The sequence below is a fragment of the Algiphilus sp. genome (assembly GCF_965216485.1).
Lineage (GTDB): Bacteria > Pseudomonadota > Gammaproteobacteria > Nevskiales > Nevskiaceae > Algiphilus.
The window spans coordinates 1592027-1609807 of the sequence record NZ_OZ244162.1 but is presented as its reverse complement, the minus strand read 5'-3'; the positions used below and the strand labels follow the sequence as shown (position 1 = coordinate 1609807).

General features: G+C 65.6%; 16 protein-coding genes and 1 tRNA gene. 11 read left to right on the top strand and 6 right to left on the bottom strand.

The window, feature by feature from the left end:
• Nucleotides 1–2 precede the first annotated feature (2 nt).
• Together fadJ and fadI are read right to left on the bottom strand one after the other, a co-directional pair.
• Nucleotides 3–2372 carry a fatty acid oxidation complex subunit alpha FadJ gene (gene fadJ / locus ACOOFO_RS07435; protein WP_420429479.1) on the bottom strand — a complete coding sequence of 790 codons (2370 nt, stop codon included), beginning with the start codon at nt 2370–2372 and terminating at the stop codon, nt 3–5.
• A gap of 13 nt (nt 2373–2385) precedes the next feature.
• Complete coding sequence (fadI, locus tag ACOOFO_RS07430) at nt 2386–3690, bottom strand: acetyl-CoA C-acyltransferase FadI (protein WP_420429477.1); 1305 nt, start codon at nt 3688–3690, stop codon at nt 2386–2388.
• Between the two features lie 224 nt (nt 3691–3914).
• On the opposite strand from fadI, the gene ACOOFO_RS07425 reads away from it, so the two are divergent.
• The gene (locus tag ACOOFO_RS07425) at nt 3915–4520 is read left to right on the top strand and encodes a TetR/AcrR family transcriptional regulator (RefSeq protein ID WP_420429475.1); all 606 of its coding nucleotides are present in this window, start codon (nt 3915–3917) and stop codon (nt 4518–4520) included.
• Here the strand turns inward: ACOOFO_RS07425 and ACOOFO_RS07420 are convergent.
• Nucleotides 4515–5117 carry a helix-turn-helix transcriptional regulator gene (locus ACOOFO_RS07420; protein ID WP_420429473.1) on the bottom strand — a complete coding sequence of 201 codons (603 nt, stop codon included), beginning with the start codon at nt 5115–5117 and terminating at the stop codon, nt 4515–4517. The two genes, ACOOFO_RS07425 and ACOOFO_RS07420, sit on opposite strands and share 6 nt — an antisense overlap.
• Before the next feature lie 89 nt (nt 5118–5206).
• On the opposite strand from ACOOFO_RS07420, the gene ACOOFO_RS07415 reads away from it, so the two are divergent.
• From ACOOFO_RS07415 to ACOOFO_RS07375, 9 genes are all read left to right on the top strand, one after another.
• Nucleotides 5207–5725 (top strand): TlpA disulfide reductase family protein, encoded by a 519-nt coding sequence (locus ACOOFO_RS07415; RefSeq protein WP_420429471.1) that lies wholly within the window; start codon nt 5207–5209, stop codon nt 5723–5725.
• Nucleotides 5718–5948, top strand: coding sequence for a DUF4266 domain-containing protein (locus ACOOFO_RS07410; RefSeq protein WP_420429469.1), 231 nt, complete (start codon nt 5718–5720; stop codon nt 5946–5948). Before ACOOFO_RS07415 ends, ACOOFO_RS07410 begins: the two co-directional genes overlap by 8 nt.
• Nucleotides 5935–7338, top strand: a complete 1404-nt coding sequence (locus tag ACOOFO_RS07405) for a DUF3570 domain-containing protein (protein ID WP_420429676.1) — start codon at nt 5935–5937, stop codon at nt 7336–7338. Before ACOOFO_RS07410 ends, ACOOFO_RS07405 begins: the two co-directional genes overlap by 14 nt.
• On the top strand, nt 7335–8249 hold the full coding sequence (locus tag ACOOFO_RS07400) for an FAD:protein FMN transferase (protein ID WP_420429467.1): 915 nt from the start codon (nt 7335–7337) through the stop codon (nt 8247–8249). The genes ACOOFO_RS07405 and ACOOFO_RS07400 overlap by 4 nt, the downstream gene beginning before the upstream one ends.
• Nucleotides 8250–8335: 86 nt before the next feature.
• Nucleotides 8336–9100 (top strand): hypothetical protein, encoded by a 765-nt coding sequence (locus ACOOFO_RS07395; protein ID WP_420429465.1) that lies wholly within the window; start codon nt 8336–8338, stop codon nt 9098–9100.
• 114 nt (nt 9101–9214) lie between these two features.
• Nucleotides 9215–11404: a malate synthase G gene (locus ACOOFO_RS07390; protein ID WP_420429463.1), complete on the top strand. Its 2190-nt coding sequence runs from the start codon at nt 9215–9217 to the stop codon at nt 11402–11404.
• A 115-nt stretch (nt 11405–11519) separates the two neighbouring features.
• Nucleotides 11520–12092, top strand: a complete 573-nt coding sequence (locus ACOOFO_RS07385; RefSeq protein ID WP_420429461.1) for a DUF3228 family protein — start codon at nt 11520–11522, stop codon at nt 12090–12092.
• Between the two features lie 327 nt (nt 12093–12419).
• A tRNA-Arg gene (locus ACOOFO_RS07380) sits at nt 12420–12496 on the top strand.
• A gap of 210 nt (nt 12497–12706) precedes the next feature.
• Nucleotides 12707–14065, top strand: a complete 1359-nt coding sequence (locus tag ACOOFO_RS07375; protein ID WP_420429459.1) for a hypothetical protein — start codon at nt 12707–12709, stop codon at nt 14063–14065.
• Nucleotides 14066–14207: 142 nt separating this feature from the next.
• On the opposite strand, the gene ACOOFO_RS07370 is transcribed toward ACOOFO_RS07375, so the two are convergent.
• Entirely contained in the window at nt 14208–15494 is a 1287-nt protein-coding gene (locus ACOOFO_RS07370) for a Y-family DNA polymerase (protein ID WP_420429457.1), read from the bottom strand.
• Nucleotides 15475–16005, bottom strand: a complete 531-nt coding sequence (locus ACOOFO_RS07365) for a LexA family protein (protein WP_420429455.1) — start codon at nt 16003–16005, stop codon at nt 15475–15477. The genes ACOOFO_RS07370 and ACOOFO_RS07365 overlap by 20 nt, the downstream gene beginning before the upstream one ends.
• Nucleotides 16006–16088: 83 nt before the next feature.
• Between ACOOFO_RS07365 and ACOOFO_RS07360 the strand changes: the two genes are divergently transcribed.
• A complete protein-coding gene (locus ACOOFO_RS07360) occupies nt 16089–16604 on the top strand; it encodes a SprT-like domain-containing protein (protein ID WP_420429453.1) in 516 nt (171 codons plus the stop codon).
• A gap of 57 nt (nt 16605–16661) precedes the next feature.
• On the opposite strand, the gene ACOOFO_RS07355 is transcribed toward ACOOFO_RS07360, so the two are convergent.
• Entirely contained in the window at nt 16662–17774 is a 1113-nt protein-coding gene (locus ACOOFO_RS07355; RefSeq protein ID WP_420429451.1) for a phytase, read from the bottom strand.
• Between the last annotated feature and the right edge of the window lie 7 nt (nt 17775–17781).

Below are 17781 nucleotides of genomic sequence, written 5' to 3'. Positions count from 1 at the left end.
CGTTATCCGTGGAAGCGCTTGCCGGCCTTGGCGTAGTCCCGCAGCAGCGGCGCCGGCTCGAAGCGCGCACCATGCCGTTCGGCAAGACGCTCCAGACTGCGCACCGCGGCCACTGCGCCCACTTCGTCGATGAAGCGGAACGGCCCACCGCGGAAAGGCGGGAAACCAAGCCCGAAGATGGCGCCGATGTCGCCGTGCATGGGCTCGGCGATGATGCCTTCCTGCAGGCAGTACACCGCCTCGTTGACCAGCATCCAATTACAGCGATCGACGATATCGCCCGCCGCCATGCTGGTGCCCTTGGGCGCGTTCAGCAGCTCATAGAGCGCGTCGTTGACCGGCTTGCTGCCCTTCTTGCCTGCATCGTAGACATAGAAGCCGCGGCCGGTCTTGCGCCCGAGGTAGCCGGCCTCGATCATCGCGCTGGCCGCCTTGGGCGACTGCATGCGTTCACCGAAGGCCTTTTCCAGAACCGGCGCCACTTTCGTGCCGACATCAATGCCCACTTCGTCCATGAGGGCGATGGGCCCCACTGGATAGCCGAAGGCGGTCAGCGCCTTGTCGATGGCGTGCGGGTCCACGCCCTCGCCGAGGATGCGGGCCGCTTCGTTGAGATAGGGCGCAAGCACGCGCGTGGTGTAGAAGCCGGGGCCATCCTGGACCACGATCACGGTCTTGCCCTGCGCCTTGCCGAGCGCGACCGCGGTGGCAGTGACGGCGTCGGCCGTCTTGGCGTGGGTGATGATTTCCAGCAGCGGCATCTTTTCGACCGGCGAAAAGTAATGCATGCCGATGACGTTCTCCGGCCGTTTCGCGCCCTTGGCCAGGTCCGTGATCGGAATCGAGGAGGTGTTGGAGGCAAAGATGGTGTCCGGGCCGCAATGGGCCTCGACATCGGCAATCATCCGATGCTTGAGATCGAGGTCCTCGAAGACAGCCTCGACCACCACATCACAACCGCGCATGCCCTGATAGCCGGTTCCACCGGTCACCAGACGCAGTTCCGCGTCGGCGTCGAAGCGGCGCATCGCCCCGCGCTTGACGCGCTTGCCGTAGAACTTGTTCAGGTATTCGAAGCCGTGCGCAAGGCCCTTGTCATCGCGGTCCTTGAGGCGCACGTTGATCCCGGCCTTGTTGGCGCTGACCAGCGCGATGCCCGCACCCATCAGCCCGGCGCCGAGCACGCCCACCTTCTCCAGCTTGCGCGGCGTCACCCCGGCCGGCACGAAGGTCTCCTTCTTCAGCGCGTTCTGGGCAAAGAAGATGCCGCGCAGCTGGCGCGAGACGTCGGTCATCGCCAGTTCGCCAAAGGCCTTGGCTTCTGCGGCATAGCCCGCGTCCAACCCCTTGGAGAAGCCCAGTGCGACCACGTCGAGGATGCGCTCCTGCGCGGGATAGTTGCCGCCGGTCTTGGCCAGCAACTGCTTGCGCGCCTGGCGGAACAGCACCAGACGACCGCCGGGCGTGTCCTCCAGCGCCAGGCCGGTCACCGCCCCGCTGAGATCCTTCTTGGCCTGCTGCAGACGGCTCGCCTTGGCCTTGCCCTTGCCGGAGGCCAGCGCAACCACCTTGCGAATGGCGGCTTCCTTGAGCACACCGGGATGGACCACCTCGTCGACGATGCCAAGCTTGCGCGCCTTGGCGGGCCGCACTTCCTTGCCGGTGAGCAGCAGATCGAGACTGTTGGCGATGCCGATCAGACGCGGCAGACGCTGCGTGCCGCCACCGGCGGGCAGCAGTCCCAGCATGCACTCGGGCAGCCCCAGCTTGGTCTGCGCCGCGTCGGTGGCAATACGCGCGTGGCAGGCCAGCGCCAACTCCAGGCCGCCGCCCAGGCAGGCGCCGTCGATGGCCGCCACCACCGGAATGCGCAGCGACTCGAACTGCTGGAAGGCCGCCTGGCACTGAATCGACAACTGCTCGACTTCCTCGGCCGTCTTCGCCCGGTCGAACATCGTGATATCGGCGCCAGCCACGAAGGAGCCCGGCTTGGTGGAGATCACCACCACGCCCTTGAGGTCGCCGTTACGCTCGATCTGGCGCATGACCTCTTCGAACTGGCCGGCGAACTCGGCCTTCAGCGTATTCTGGGCGTCGCCGGGCACATTGATCTCGACCAGACCGATGTCCCCTTCGCGGCGGAAGGTGAAACCAGCACCGCCGGCCGTGCTGCCGGGGCTGGCAGCGGCCTTGGTCGCAGCCTTCTTCGCCGGCGCCGCCTTCTTGGCCGCCGTCTTCTTCACGCTTGCCTTCTTTGCGCTTGCCTTCTTCGCGGACGACTTCTTCACCGCGCTCTTCTTGGCGGCGGAGGCCTTGCGGGCGGTCTTCTTGGTGGCGCCCTTGGTGGCCGCCGATGATTCCTGATCGCTCATATCGGACTCCTGCTTATTCGGTTTCGAGGACCATGGCCGCGCCGATACCACCGGCGGCACAGGCGGTCGTCAGTGCAAGACCGCCACCGCGGCGCTGCAGCTCGTTGAGGGTCTGCACGATGACACGCGCGCCGGTCGCACCAAAGGGGTGACCGTAGGCGATGGAACCACCGACCACGTTCAGCTTGCTGCGATCCACTTCACCCACGGGCTGGCTGCGGCCCATGGTTTCCTCGAAATACTTCTTCGACGCCAAACCCTTGAGATTGCAAGCGATCTGGGCGGCAAAGGCCTCGTGCATGTCGACCAGATCCATGTCCTTGAGGGTGACACCGGCGCGGTCCAGCGCCACCGGCGCTGCCAGGACCGGCCCCATCAGCAGGTCGTCCTTGGGCGTCTTGGCGGCAAAGTGGTAGCCCCGGATGTAGCCCAGCGGCTTGTAGCCCAGCACCTTGGCCTTCTCCTCGCTCATCAGGATCATGCCGGCGGCGCCATCGGTGAGCGGGCTGGCATTGCCCGCCGTCACGGTGCCGTACTGCTTGTCGAACACCGGCTTGAGTTTGCCGTAGCCCTCGCGCTTGGAGTCCTTGCGCACCAGATTGTCCTCGTGCACCGGGGTGGACTTGGGCGGGATGAAGGCGGTCATCACCTGCTCGTCCATCCAGCCCTGCGCCCATGCGTGAGCGGCATTGCTGTGCGAGGCGTGGGCGATATCGTCCTGCTCTTCGCGGGTGATGCCCCACTTCTTGGCCATCTTCTCGGCGCTCTGGCCCATGGTCTCGCCCACCGAATACTCGGTGATCGACGGCGGCACCGGCAGCAGATCCTTCGGCCGCAGCGTGGAGAACAGCTTCAGCCGCTGCTGCATGGTCTTGGCCGACTGCGCGTCGCGCAGCACCTGGGTCAGCTTCTTGGAGATGGTGATGGGCGGGTGCGAGGTGGAATCCACACCACCGGCGATGATCACGTCGGCGGTGCCGGCAAGAATGCTTTCCGCCGCGGTGGCCGCGGTCTGGAAGCTGGTCGCGCAGGCACGCGTGAGGCTGTAGGCGTCCACATCCGGCATGCCACAGGCCAAGGCGATCTCGCGACCAATGAACGGCGCCGACGGCATCATCACGGTCATGCCGAAGACCACCTGATCGATCTCCGACTTGGACAGATCACTGCGTGCCACCATCTCCGACACCAGCATCGCGCCCAGGTCGACCGCGTTGATGTCCCGGAAATGGGTACCCATGCGGGCGAAGGGCGTGCGCAGACCCGCGACGATGGCAACCCGGCCGCGCGGGCCGGAAAGCGGTAAGCGTTTACTCATGCAGAAGCTCCAATGGGGTTCCAGCGAAGGCCGCGCCGTAGCCGGATCTCGCTTCGACGATGCGCGCGCATCAGCCAGAACGGGGCCGTAACGATTGTTACTTGCGGAAAACGGCGCTTACGCTATGCGCTTGTCAGCCGCATTGTCAATGCGCTGCGGGCAGACTTGACCTAGACCCCTGAGCATGTAACGTTTCTTACATACTTGGTTCACTGGAAGACTGCATGCCGCGCGATACGCCGATGCGGGGTGACGCCCGACAGCGCATTGAAGATGCCGCTGTGTCGTTGTTTGCCGAACGCCCTTTTCATCAGGTCGGCCTTGATGCCATCGCCGGACGCGCGCACGCCTCACTGCAGACGGTCTACCGCTACTACGGCGGCAAGGAAGCCATCCTCAACGCCTGCCTGCACCGCTGGGCGCGCGAACTCTCGGTCCGCATGGCCGATCACCTGCAGGGCATCGAAAACTACAAGGACCGGCTGCGCAAGGTCTTCTGGGTGGTGCTGGACTACTTCGATCGCAACCCGGATGTCGCGCGCATGATCCAGCACACCATCAGCGCCGAACCGGTGCAGCGCGACGTCACCGACGAGCAACGCATGCTCACCGAAGTCTTCCTGCGCGTACTGCGCGAAGGCCGAGAACAGGGCGTGCTCACCAGTGAAATCAGCGAAAAACACCTGCTCGACTACTTCTACGGCGTGCTGATGCGCCTGGTACAGATGCACATCGCGCGCGGTGAAACCGAGCCGCTGGCCGCTAAGACCCCGGAGCTGTTTGCCGTGCTGTGGCGTGCGTTGGCGGCACCAGGCTCAGCGGGGTCATAGCAGGTCTTCCAGAAACCAGGCGGCAAAGGCATGCCGACCAGGCAGGTCTGCCTTGCGATAAATCGCGCTGGCCTGCTGACGTACCGTTTTCTCCTGCGTCTCTCGCAGCGCCGCGATTTCGCGGATGCTCAAACCCTTCAGCAGCAGACGTCCAACGTCCTTCTCGCCCTGACTCAGCCCCCAGTCGGCGAACTGTGAGTCGATAGCGTGACTGAGCGAAGTACGGGCGGCTTCGACCTCCGCGTTGCGCGGTGCCCCAGCACGTGCCACGACGTTGAGCTCCTCCCGTAGCTGCGCCACTTCGCGTGTTTTTCGGCGGAGATCGCCGGCCACCCACGCGGCGAGCCCGAGTGCGGCCGCCATGAGCAGCACCTCATGAAGAATGTGCCGCAGCGGCGTGCCAGCGGAGGCATCCAGTCCAATGTCGACAGCCGTTGCCAACACGATGAGAAGCGTAAGCGCCAGGGTCAGGTAGTCACGCTGTCTTTCGGTCATGGCTTCATTGGACTCGATGGATCGATCGTCTCGCAGGGCATCCGGCAAAGGTCCCATGTACGGTGTTTGCCGGATGCCGAAACGCGGCGATTTCAAGAGCATAGCGTTCTCCGTCGGCGGGCGGGAAGACGGCGGCAGCGAGCCGCGACCGCACGCTCCCCGTCCGCTGCCCCAACCCGAGGAGATTTCCGATGAACGGCGCTTTCCCGACCCACATTGCTCACTTTGGCCGCTGGCTGGTGATGGGGTGGCTCGGCATCTTGACCGCGGTGCACGCGGCATCTGTGACAACCGAAGACTTCGATCTGTCCGCCACGGAGGCGCGCCTGGTCTATCTGGACTTCTGGGCCTCCTGGTGCGCGCCTTGTGCCGCCAGCTTTCCCTGGATGCAGGACATCGCCAAACGTTTCGCGGGCCAAGGACTGCAGGTGGTTGCCGTCAACGTGGATCGCGACCGCGCGGCCGCCGAACGCTTCATCGACCGGCATCAACCCCGCTTTCAGGTGGTCTTCGATCCGAACGGAAAGATCGCCAAGGCCTACGGCATTCGCACCATGCCTTCGAGCTTTCTGGTGCGGCCCGACGGCACACGCCTGCTCGCTCACACCGGTTTTCGACTGTCGGATCGAGCCGAACTGGAGCGCAGCATCGCAGAGGCCCTGGCCCGAGCCGATGACTCCCCTGCTGCCCCAGGAGCCGGTCATGAATAAAACGCCATCCTGGCGCATCGTCGCGATCACGAGCGCGGCCATTGCCGGGGCCCTCCAAGGCTGCGTGACGGTCCAGCCCTGGGAGCGCGACCGGCTGGCGCAGCCCGCCATGGCCCTGGACGCAGACGCCATCACCGACGGGCTGGATGCCCACATCTATTTCTCCAAGGAGTCGGCCAGCGGTGGCCGCGGCTTCGGCGGGGGTGGCTGTGGCTGCAACTGATCTCCCGCAGGCCGTTGCGCCGCATGCGATGCGCATCATCGATGCGTTGACGCAGGCCACCACGCAACTCCTCGACCTTCCCACGCCCCGGCAACCGCGCAAGCAGGCGCACCCTGCCCCGTGGGCAGCCGCAGCCCTCGCGCTTCCCGGGGCCTTGTCCGCAGCCGCACCCGGCGCCTGGGACATTGACTCGGCGGTGCTTTTTTATTCCGAAACCGACCGCGTGCAGGCCATAGAGCCCGTCATCTCCGCGACGCGCTGGTTCGACACCGACCGCGCCCTCAACACCAAGCTGGTGGTCGACACCCTGACCGGCGCCTCGCCCAATGGCGCGGTGCCCTCCTCGTTGCCGCAGACCTATACGCAGGCCTCGGGACGCGGCAGCTATACGGTTGCCCCTGGCACCATCCCACTCGACGACACCTTCCGTGATACCCGGGTTGCGATCAGCGCGGGCTGGAATCAGCCACTGTCGCGGCATCTCGTCGGCAATATCGGTGTCTCAGCCTCCAACGAGTACGACTATTTTTCGCTTGGCGTCGACGGCGGCCTCGCCTATGCATTGGCTCAGAACAACGCCACGCTGTCGCTCGGCCTGGCCTACGCCATCGACACCATTGAACCCGAAGGCGGCATACCGATCCGCGGCAGTTGCTTGTTCGGCGCCAGTGCCGACACAGGATGCAGTGCGGCCAGCTTTGACGCCACGCGCCGCGGCAGCGAGGATTCCAAGGACACCGTCGATGTGCTGCTGGGATACACGCAGGTGCTGGGCGTACGCACCATCGCGCAGCTCAATCTGACATTGACCCAGTCGGACGGCTACCACAACGACCCCTTCAAGCTGGTCAGCGTGGTCGATACGGACAACAGCCAGGGCAACGGCACAGGCGAACCGGAGCGCCATCTGCACGAGGGCCGTCCCGACCGTCGCCAGAAGCAAGGCATTTTCGCCCGGATCAAGCGACAGTTCTTCGAACGCGATGTGCTCGATGCCGCCTACCGCTTCCAGACGGACGATTGGGGCATGCAGGCGCACACGCTTGACCTGCGCTATCGCTGGTCTTTTCGCGGGCCGCACGCGATCACTCCGCACCTGCGTTGGTACGACCAGTCGGCAGTGGACTTCTATCGCCCCTTCCTCAGGGACGATGCGCCCCTGCCGGACTTCTTCACCGCCGACTACCGGCAGGGCGCCTTCACCGGAATCACCGTGGGTGCCGAATATGCGTTCACCGGTCGTACCGGTACCGATTGGAAGATCGCAGTCGAGTACTACCAGCAGAATGGCGAGGATCCCGGCAACGCGCCCGGTCAACTGGCCGGGCGCGAGATCTTCCCGGATTTGGAAGCGATCATGGTTCGGCTGAACTTCGATTTCGATTGGTGAGCGCGACCGATCTGCGCCTGGAACGGGTCGGCGGCACGCAGACCGGTGGCTTCTGGCGCGGCCATTTCCAGGCCATGGCCAGTCCCTGCGAAGTGCTGGTCGACTGCGCCTCCGAGGTTACGGCACGCCGACTCGCACGGATCGCCTTCCAGGAGGCGCGGCGGATCGAAAGCCACTGGAGCCGGTATCGCGACGGCAACATCATGCACCGCATCAATCATGCCGGCGGCTGCGCGGTCCGCGTGGACGAGGAAACCGCCGGCATGCTGGATTACGCACAGACTCTCTGGCAGCTGTCCGAAGGCCGTTTTGACATCAGCTCCGGCATCTTGCGACGTGCCTGGCGCTTTGACGGCTCGGACCGCTTACCCGCCCCGGAGCGCGTGCACGCCCTGCTGGAACACGTGGGGTGGCAGCGCGTTCGCTGGGAGAAACCACATTTGCGCATGCCCAGGGGCATGGAGCTCGACTTTGGCGGAATTGGGAAGGAATACGCGGTGGACCGCGCCCTTCGCCTGATTCGCCACGCATCCTCCGTTCCCGTACTCGTCAATTTCGGAGGCGACATCGTCTGCGACGGCCCTCGCGCCAACGGTGCGGCGTGGCAGGTTGGGCTGACCGATGGCGTGCACAATGCCGCATTGGCTCGCAGCTTGTCGCTGGACTGCGGGGGCATGGCGACCAGTGGAGACGCCTTTCGCTATGTGATGCGCGACGGGCGTCGCTATGGCCATATCCTGGATGCCACCACCGGCTGGCCGGTACCGGGTGCCCCGGCAAGCGTCACCGTCGTCGCCGCGCATTGCACTCTCGCCGGCATGCTTTCGACGCTTGCGATCCTGCAAGGCGACAAGGCAGACCGCTTTCTTCGGGAACAAGGGGTGCAGTACCACCTGCAAGCGCACGCCTGAGCCGTGGACGCGCGGCGCGGCAAAGCCAGTGCCGCGGCATCCCCGGGCTTTGCTATGTTGCGCATGGACTTGACCGGAGCCCTGCCATGCCTGTTCACAGCCTTCGCCGTCTTTTCGCGGCCTGCCTCCTGTTCCTCACCGCATCCGCCAGCGTTTACGCGGCTGCAGTGCCCACCGAGGTCACGGTGCGCGTGCGCTCCCATGACGCCAAGTTCATCGGCTCCGGTGTCGGTGGCCTGCAGCTCCGCATCGAGGACGCGGTGACCGGCGCGTTGCTGGACAGCGGCATGGTCACCGGCGGTACCGGCGACACCGCGCGCCTGATGAAAACGCCGCAGTCGCGCGGCGACGCCCTCGCCGACGACAAGACCGCGCACTACACCAGCACCCTGATGCTGGAAGCGCCGACACAGATTCGGATCCGCGTGACGGGGCCCCTGGATGTGCCGGCCGCGATTCAGAATCTCAGCCTGACCACCTGGGTCGTACCCGGCAAGGACATCACCGGTGACGGCCTCGTGCTGCATCTGCCCGGCCTGATCGTCGATGCCATGAAGCTTGGCATGCAGGAGGACACCCTCCCGCTGGTGGCCGACATCACGCTGATGTGTGGCTGCCCGATCACCGACGGCGGTCTCTGGGACAGTGCCGACTACGAGGTGCAGGCGCGCATCGTCGGCCCGGACGGCGCCGTCGCGACCCGTGATCTGGCTTTCAGCGGCGAAGCCAACCGCTTTCAAGGCAGCTACAAGCCCGAAGCACCGGGTCTGTACGCGGTGACGATCTGGGCGCACAACGCCAATACCGGGAACACCGGCGCTGCTACCTACAGCGTGCACGCCACCGACTGAAATAGCGCGGGCAGGGCCAACACGGGAGGACAGCACTTTGCGCCAAAAGGGCTTCCTCCGCCCGGGCGACTAAAATACGGTCGTTTCACACCTCATTAGGCCAGGAAGGGATCGATGACTGAATACACCCAGGTCGGCGAACTGCGCGTCGCCACCCCACTCAAGACGTTGGTGGATCAGGAAATCTGCCCGGGAACCGGCGTCGAACCGGCGCAGTTCTGGGACGCGCTGGCGAAGGCCGTGGCCGAGTTCACGCCGCGCAACCGCGAGCTGCTGGCGCGGCGCGACACGCTGCAGGAGCAGATCGACCAGTGGCACCAGCAGCGCAAGGGTCAGCCGCATGACGCCGCCGCCTACAAGCAGTTCCTCACCGATATTGGCTATCTCGAAGAGCCGCCCGCCGATTTCACGGTCACCACGGCCAATGTCGACAGCGAGATTGCGGCGCAGGCCGGCCCGCAGCTGGTGGTGCCGGTGCGCAACGCCCGCTACGCGCTGAACGCCTCCAACGCGCGCTGGGGCAGCCTCTATGACGCCCTCTATGGCTTTGATGTCATTCCCGAAGACGGCGGTGCCGAGCGCGGCGGCGCCTACAACCCGGTGCGCGGCCAGAAGGTCATCGCCTTTGCCCGCGCCCACCTCGACGAAAGCACCCCGTTGGCCTCGGGCAGCCACGCCGACGCCACTGCCTACCGCGTGGTCGACGGCGCACTGCAGATCACGCAGGAAGACGGCAACCAGACCGGGCTGGAGACGCCGGCTCAGTTCGTCGGCTACATGGGCGACGCTGCCCAGCCGACCGCGATTCTGCTGAAGAACAACGGTCTGCACATCGAGATCCAGATCGACCCGTCGAGCCCCATCGGCAAAACGGACAAGGCGGGCGTCAAGGACCTGCTGGTGGAAGCCGCCGTGAGCACCATCATGGACTGCGAGGACTCGGTGGCGGCGGTCGATGCGGCCGACAAGTGCGAGGTCTACAGCAACTGGCTGGGCCTGATGAAGGGCACGCTGACCGAGCAGGTGGCCAAGGGTGACAAGACCATCACCCGCGTGCTCAACGAAGACCGCTTCTACACGACCCCCGATGGCGGCGAGCTGCGCCTGCATGGCCGCAGCCTGCTGTTCGTGCGCAATGTCGGGCATCTGATGACCAACCCTGCGATCCTCGACGCCGACGGCGACGAAATCTTCGAGGGCATCATGGATGGCTTCATGACGGCGCTGTGCGCCATGCACGATCTCAAGGCCGACCCCACGGCGCGCGACCGCAAGAGCAATTCGCGCACCGGCTCGGTGTATATCGTGAAGCCGAAGATGCACGGCTCGGACGAGGTGCGCTTCGCCAACGAGCTCTTCGCCACCATCGAGGATGCCCTCGGCCTGGCGCGCGACACGCTCAAGATCGGGATCATGGACGAGGAGCGCCGTACCACGGTCAACCTCAAGGCCTGCATCAAGGCCGCGCAGTCGCGCGTGGTCTTCATCAATACCGGCTTCCTCGACCGCACCGGCGACGAGATCCACACCAGCATGCAGGCCGGTCCGATGATCGCCAAGAGCAAGATGAAGCAGACGGCGTGGATCAAGGCCTACGAGGATTGGAACGTCGACGTCGGCATCCGCTGCGGTCTGCCGGGCCATGCCCAGATCGGCAAGGGCATGTGGCCGATGCCGGACGAGATGGCGGCCATGCTCGAACAGAAGATCGGTCACCCGCAGGCCGGGGCGACCACCGCCTGGGTGCCCTCGCCCACTGGCGCCACTCTGCACAGCATCCACTATCACCGCGTCAACGTGTTCCAGCGCATCGAGGAACTGCGTTCGCGCGAACATGCCAAGCTGGACGACATCCTCACCATTCCGTTGATGGAGGATGCCGGCAGCCTGTCTGCCGCCGAGGTGCAGCAGGAACTCGACAACAGCGCGCAGACCATCCTCGGCTACGTGGTGCGCTGGATCGACCAGGGCATCGGCTGCTCCAAGGTGCCCGACATCCACGACGTGGGCCTGATGGAAGACCGTGCCACCTTGCGCATCTCCAGCCAGCACATCGCTAACTGGCTGGTGCACGGCGTCTGCACCAAGGAGCAGGTGACCGACACGCTGAAGCGCATGGCCGAGGTCGTGGACCGCCAGAACAGCGGCGATCCGTTGTACGAACCCATGGCGCCCAACTTCGACGGTATCGCCTTCCAGGCGGCCAGTGCCCTCATCTTCGAAGGCACCACGCAGCCCAGTGGCTACACCGAGCCACTGCTGCATGCCTATCGCCTGAAGAAGAAGACGCTGCAGGCAGCCTGAACACGGCCTGGGACCCGAGGCGCGCGCAGCCTTGCATCTGCGCGCGCCTTCAGGCCTGGCCTTCCGGGCCGCAGGGCCCGGACCCCGCGCACCCCGCCTTGTAGGGAGATCACAGATGACGGTAGCGCTGACCGAATTCGCGCGCGCGCGCCTGTTTCCACGCCAAAGCCGCCGCAACGCCATCCGTGGTACCGACGCCGCGGCCTTCGAGCAGTACATCAATGCGCATTCGCCGATGAAGGTGCTGGAGGGCTACGCCCCCTTCTGTCAGCTCTGGGTCTATTCCAACTGGACCGAGACCCGCTGCGCGACCATCCCGATCACCAAAGAGAACCGCCACCTGCTGCACTCCGGCTATGAAGCACGCAACAGCAAGGAGCTTCCCGTGCTCAATCGCTGGTTCGAGGGGATCGAGGCACCGGTCGCGCAGTACCTGATCGTCATCGTCTACGACCGCGAGCAGATGGCGAAGGAAGGCGACCGCATCGACGCCGACTGGGGCGTCGTCGGCTGCCTGGCCACCGCCGAACCCGAGGAGATTCCGATGGCGCCCATCACCATGCTGCGCAACGCGCTTGGTGTGGAAGAGGGTGGTTCCGGCGTACCGCTGGACCGCGATGCCTATCTGAAGAGCGTGGCCTTCTGGGAACAGCACGCCAACTGGCGCGAATCCGACGAGCCGCAGTGACCCGCGAGTCCTTGCTGACGCGCGTCGGCATGCGGCATCAAGCGCTGGCCGCCTCCTGACAGAGGGTCGCCAAAGGCGAGGCGGTGCGCCTCCGTGAAGACCTGCTCGCCATCTCCGCCAATCGCGTCCGCTGTATCAGCGCGATGCCGACCGACCGCCCTGCAGAAATGAACGCAACAACAACGGCTTGCTCGTGTGTTTGCGCGCACCCGATCCTCTTGTATACTACGCGCCCTCGCAGGGGTGGCCGAGGGATTCGCCTTCTCCCCCACCCAGCCGCGGTGCGTCGGCGCAAGCCAAACCAGCACCCGCGAGACAGCGAAGCACGGGCCCGTAGCTCAGTTGGATAGAGTGTCTGGCTACGAACCAGAAGGTCGGGAGTTCGAATCTTCCCGGGCCCGCCAAATGAAAAGGGGATCAGCGTCGAACACGCTCATCCCCTTTTTCTTTTCCCGCTTGCATCCACTGCCGTGCTGCCTGCCATCGCAGCCCTGTCCTCCTCCTGTCGAAGCCTTTGCAAAGCCTGCGCGGCGCCACGCCAAACGACCGCGTTGAAACCTTTAGGCTGACGCATCGCGCTGAACGCGCGATTCAAAATAATGAGGAGACATACCATGGCGTATCGGCCGCACCTTCACCTTGCGTGCATCGCAGCGCTCTCGGCTGCGATCAGTCATCCCGCCTTCGCGCAGGCGGAGTACGAACCGGATGATGTTGGGCAGGCGATCGAGGAATTCGTGGAGACCTGTCGCCCGCTCTACGAGGAACTGGACGCGGCCGTGGCCGAAGCCGGGGTGGCAGATGCCTCGTATCGCCGCATTCCCGGCCTGCCCTTCTTGCGCGGCAGCCGCACGCTGGCCAGCTTCGCGCCTCCCCTGAGCGATCTCCATCGCGCTGGCGAATGGCTGATGCAGATGCGCTTCAACGATGCCTTCTCACGCGAGATCGAAATGCAAAGCCTCGGATGGCCCGCGCAGAAGGTCGCCGTGACGATGTCGGACATTCGCCTGTGCGCCGTCTGGCTGTCGGCCCTGGAGTTACAGGAGCCCGAGCGCTGGCAACAGCTTCTCGCACAGGTGGCGCCGGACGCACCGGTGGCGGACAACCAAGGCTTGCAGCGGCAACTCGAATCTCTGCGCGCTCCGGCGACGAGTACCGACGGATACCAGGTGGCAATGACGCCCCCGCCTGCGCCGGAGGCCGCGGAGGTGCTCGCACAGTTCGACGAACTCCCACGTGACCCACTGGGACGAACGGGCATGGTCAGCGACGCGTGGCAGGCGCTGGCGGCGCGCTATGCACCCGCACTGGCCCGCGCCTCGGAGAAGGCGCCGGCGCCCGCAGTCGGCACCCTGGGCTGGGCGGATGCGGGATTGGTCGTTGAGCAGCGCGCGCCCACGCTCTACTACCTGCCTACCTTCGTACGGGTCAACCAGCAGACACTGCTGCAGTTCAACTATTTCGCATGGCGCGCGAAGGACAAGCAGCCGCCGCAGGGGCACGCCTGGCGCGTCACCCTCGATGAAGCCGGGCTGCCGCTACTGTACGAGTCCATCGCACAAAACGGGGAAAACTATCAATGGCGCCACGCGCAGCAGGATGCCGATGAACGGGCTGGCCATGCCTTTACGCACGAAGGGGCTGACGCTCTGACGACCCTCCCGCGCACAGCGGCCCAGCCGACTACGGTCTATGCGCTGGAACTCTATGAAAACGTACTGAAGCTGCCCACCGATGCACAGCAGATTCGCAGCGCCTTCGACCCACAGGGACGATTGCGCGGCACGGATGCCCGGCAACCTTCGTTCCAGCACGGCCACATCCCAGTTGCCGCACTGGGCGGCCTTGCCTTCAACGATCCTCGTCTGACCACGGCACTGATCCGACTGCGCGAGGACGAAGGCATAGTCGCCATGGGCCGCGCTCCTGGGGAGGGCGCGTCGGCGGCAGACGAGGGCCTGCATGCCCGCTAGGACATCCTCTCTCGCCAGGGATCGCCACGCGCCGGGTGCCTGAGCGCTTGCGCGGGACCCCGTCGCGGGCTTGGCGTGATCGACTGGGCGGGGCGTCGCGGGCGGGCGTGCCGCGCGTGCCCGGCATGGCCGGGCGCCGCGCTCAGCGGACTTTCGGCAGGGATTCGACGGCGGTGGTGTAGGCCGGCGACAGATGCTGGCGACGCATCTGCCAGCCGCGTTCGGTGCCCGCGCCCGCCACCGCCAGCGTGCCGCGACCGAACTTCCGGTTGACGGCGTCCAGCGTGCTGTTGAGGCGGGATCGGCGGTCGATGGCATCGCTATCGTCGAACAGCCCGCCCTGACGCTGCGAACGCGGCACCAGATCCATCAGCATGACGCCGGCCTTATGGTAGGCAAATCCCTCGCGGTAGAGCAGATCCAGCGCGGCCAGCGCAAAGCGGCCAAGGGTGAGCGTGTCGTCAGTGGCCAGCGGGAGGTGCAGGCTGGTGCTGTTGGCGTATTGCGCCACCTCTGGCTTGAAGGGGTTGGTACGGATGAAGACCTGGATGGCGCCGGCGAGACTGCCCTGCCCGCGCAGCTTCTCGGCGGCGCGGGCGACATAGCTGAGCACGGCCTCGCGCAGCTCGCACCGCCCGCTCACGGTGCGGCTGAAGCTGCGGCTGGCCATGATCTGCTGCTTGGTCGGCGCGACTTCGTCGAGGCTAAGGCAGGACACGCCCTGCAACTCCCGGACGACGCGCTCAATGACGACATTGAAGCGCTGACGGATGCGCGCCCGGCTCGCATCCCGCAACGCCGCCGCCGTGGTGATGTCCATCGCCCGCAGGGCCTCGCCGATGCGACGCCCGATGCCCCACACCGCGTCGACGGCAATGTCGTCCAGCAGCACGGACTGGGCATTGGCGTCGCAGGCCTCCAGGTCAAAGACACCGCCATGCTGCGGCTGCTTCTTGGCGATGTGATTGGCGAGCTTGGCGCGGGTCTTGGTGCTGCCAATGCCCACGCAGACGGGCAGGCCGGTCCATTGCCCGATGCGCTCGCGCATGCGGCGACCCTGCTGCAGCGGCTCCGGCACGCCGGTCAGATCGCAGAAGCACTCGTCGATGCTGTACACCTCCTGCGCCGGGCACATGCCGCCGAGAATGGTCATGACCCGCTGCGACATATCTGCATACAGCGTGTAGTTGGACGAAAAGGCGGTGATGCCGTGGAGACGCGCCTCGCGCTGCAACTGGTGCCACGGATGGCCCATGCGGATGCCGAGCGCCTTGACCTCGGGCGAGCGCGCCACCACGCAGCCATCGTTGTTCGACAGCACGACCACCGGCTTGCCTGCCAGGCGCGGCTGGAACAGTTGCTCGCAGGAGACGTAGAAATTGTTGACGTCGACCAGCGCGAAGCGCGCCTCAGAAGCGCCGGATGGCACCGGTCACCACGCCCCAGATCGTGACGTCCTGCCCCCGGTCGAGGCGGATGTCCGGATAGCGGTCGACCTCCTGCTCGTTCTCCGAGGCCAGCGCCATGACACCGCTGGCAAGCCGGGTCAGGCGCTTGACGTAGAAGTCGCCATCCACCACGGCCACCACGATGCGGCCGGGCGCCGGGTCCAGGGAGCGGTCCACCACCAGGATGTCCTGGTCGTGGATACCGGCATCCTTCATCGATTCGCCGCGCACACGGACATAGAAGGTGGCTGGCGGGTTGCGCACCATCAAGGTGTGCAGATCGAGGGCATCCTCGACATAGTCCGCCGCCGGCGACGGAAAGCCGGCCTGCGGCGGAGGCGAATGCACATAAGGCAAGGCAACGGGGTCGCGACCGGGAGCCGCGCGGAAGATTTCGACGATATTGGGCAACACGCGCCGCGGCAGCGGCACGGGAGGCCATGGCGCGAGGGCAATCGCCGGCAGCGCGGCGGCTGGATGCAGGTCAGACATGCAAGCGTTCCGAAGGAGGACGCTGCTATGCTGATACTGTTTATTTATACAGTCAATGCTGTCGAGCCTTGCACCGCCCGCCTATGCCCACCCGCAGCGCCCTTGAACCGGCTTTCCGGAAGGAGGCTCTTCGCGCGCCCTGGACGGCAGTGCCGCTGGAGCGCGACCGCCATGGCATTGAATGGGAACGCGGCGCGCGCCAGCGAAACCCGGACCGGGTACGCGCACGGCTCGAACAGGCAGTGGACTACTGGATCGAGCAGGCCCGCGCCCTGCCGCACTTTGACGAATTGGGTCCGCCCATTCCGCGTCCGCGCACCGTCTTCGATCTGCGCGGCGCCACCGCCGGCATGGCGGTCACCGAGCGCACCGGCGCCCGCCAGATCAAGCAATGGATTCGCATCCATCCACAACTGCTGCTGCGCTACCCGGTACGCATGATCCAGCAGACCATCCCGCATGAGGTCGCGCATCTGGTCGTCGACTGGTATCTGCCTCGGGTCAACGACGCTCATGGCCCGGAATGGATGGCGGTGATGGTCTACTTCGGGCGGCCGCCTCTGCCCTACCACGACATGGAATCGATCCGCCGCCGTTGAAGGCGTTACGGCCGAGGGCGATGGCGCCCCGGAAGGCGCGCCATCGCAAGGCCGACACTATTCAGGCGCGGCGCAGGTATCCACGCCGAGGGCGTCCAGCACTTCGGCCAGATCGAAGGCCCCGACATTGCCGTCATCGTGCACGGCATAGAAGGCGCCCTTGGGGAAACCCGGCATGGCGCGCTGGGTCAGGGCGACGCCGTCGGTATTGCGCGTCACCGCACCCTGGAAGCTGCCGATGAAAGCCAGCGTCTTGCGGTCATAGACATCGAAGCGATTGTCCTGCTCGTCCTGGTCGGTGGTGAACCAGTAGCCCGCACCCTCCGCACAGCGATAAAGCGCAATGCCCTCCGGCTCAAAGCGGAAGCGGCCCTTGCCCATCACCTCACCCGAGAACTGGCCCTGCAGGTCGTAGAGCTTGATGTCTCGATCCTGCTCGGACTCGTCGGCAACCAGCAGGCGGTCGTATTCCGGATCGCCATAGATGGACTCGACCTGATGCAGAACGCCGTCCCCCTCGGTGGCGCCGAAACCGCCGCTGCTGGTCACATCCACGCCTTCTGCCGAGAACCGTAACGCGAAGGCCTTCACCCGCTCGCCCAGTTGCGCGTCGGCAGGGATGCCGCCATCCGCGGTCTCGTAGGCATCCGTCACGAAGACACGATAGCGGTCGCCGTCGAGCCGGTGCAGCCAGATCCCGTAGGGCCACCGCAGCACCTGGTCACCAAAGGCGCCGATGGCTTGCAGGCCGGGCAGCGTAAAGACCTGTACACGCCGGTTATTGCGCTCAACGACGAAGGCACGGTCGTCACGCACCGCAATGCCGTTGGGACGGTCCAAAGCCCCCAGACCCGCGCCCTCTTCGCCGGCACGGCGGATGATCTCGCCGGTGGCGGCGTCATAGACGATGAGCGCGTCGCTTTCCTTGGCCGTGGCCAGCAGCCAGTGCTGGCCGTCAGGGCCATGCCATACGGCGACCGAGTCGACGTTGTCGCCTTCGTCACGCGAGGTCAGATAGGCCTCGCGGATCGAGGTCGGCTGGCTCTGCGCGCTCGGCGTGGCTTGCGCCGGAGCGGCTTCCTGATCCTGCTGCCCACTGCCACCGCAAGCTGCAAGGCCAAACAGACTGCATGCGAACAGGGTGTGGGTACTGACTGCGGCCAAGCGCATGGAATGC

Excerpts from the sequence above, each read along its gene's own strand:
- ACOOFO_RS07390 (WP_420429463.1), top strand. The coding sequence starts at position 9,215 with ATGACTGAATACACCCAGGTCGGCGAACTGCGCGTCGCCACCCCACTC.
- ACOOFO_RS07415 (WP_420429471.1), top strand. The coding sequence starts at position 5,207 with ATGAACGGCGCTTTCCCGACCCACATTGCTCACTTTGGCCGCTGGCTG.
- ACOOFO_RS07410 (WP_420429469.1), top strand. The coding sequence starts at position 5,718 with ATGAATAAAACGCCATCCTGGCGCATCGTCGCGATCACGAGCGCGGCC.
- ACOOFO_RS07385 (WP_420429461.1), top strand. The coding sequence starts at position 11,520 with ATGACGGTAGCGCTGACCGAATTCGCGCGCGCGCGCCTGTTTCCACGC.
- fadI (WP_420429477.1), bottom strand. The coding sequence starts at position 3,690 with ATGAGTAAACGCTTACCGCTTTCCGGCCCGCGCGGCCGGGTTGCCATC.
- ACOOFO_RS07365 (WP_420429455.1), bottom strand. The coding sequence starts at position 16,005 with ATGTCTGACCTGCATCCAGCCGCCGCGCTGCCGGCGATTGCCCTCGCG.
- ACOOFO_RS07420 (WP_420429473.1), bottom strand. The coding sequence starts at position 5,117 with ATGCTCTTGAAATCGCCGCGTTTCGGCATCCGGCAAACACCGTACATG.
- ACOOFO_RS07360 (WP_420429453.1), top strand. The coding sequence starts at position 16,089 with ATGCCCACCCGCAGCGCCCTTGAACCGGCTTTCCGGAAGGAGGCTCTT.
- ACOOFO_RS07375 (WP_420429459.1), top strand. The coding sequence starts at position 12,707 with ATGGCGTATCGGCCGCACCTTCACCTTGCGTGCATCGCAGCGCTCTCG.
- ACOOFO_RS07425 (WP_420429475.1), top strand. The coding sequence starts at position 3,915 with ATGCCGCGCGATACGCCGATGCGGGGTGACGCCCGACAGCGCATTGAA.
- ACOOFO_RS07395 (WP_420429465.1), top strand. The coding sequence starts at position 8,336 with ATGCCTGTTCACAGCCTTCGCCGTCTTTTCGCGGCCTGCCTCCTGTTC.
- ACOOFO_RS07355 (WP_420429451.1), bottom strand. The coding sequence starts at position 17,774 with ATGCGCTTGGCCGCAGTCAGTACCCACACCCTGTTCGCATGCAGTCTG.
- fadJ (WP_420429479.1), bottom strand. The coding sequence starts at position 2,372 with ATGAGCGATCAGGAATCATCGGCGGCCACCAAGGGCGCCACCAAGAAG.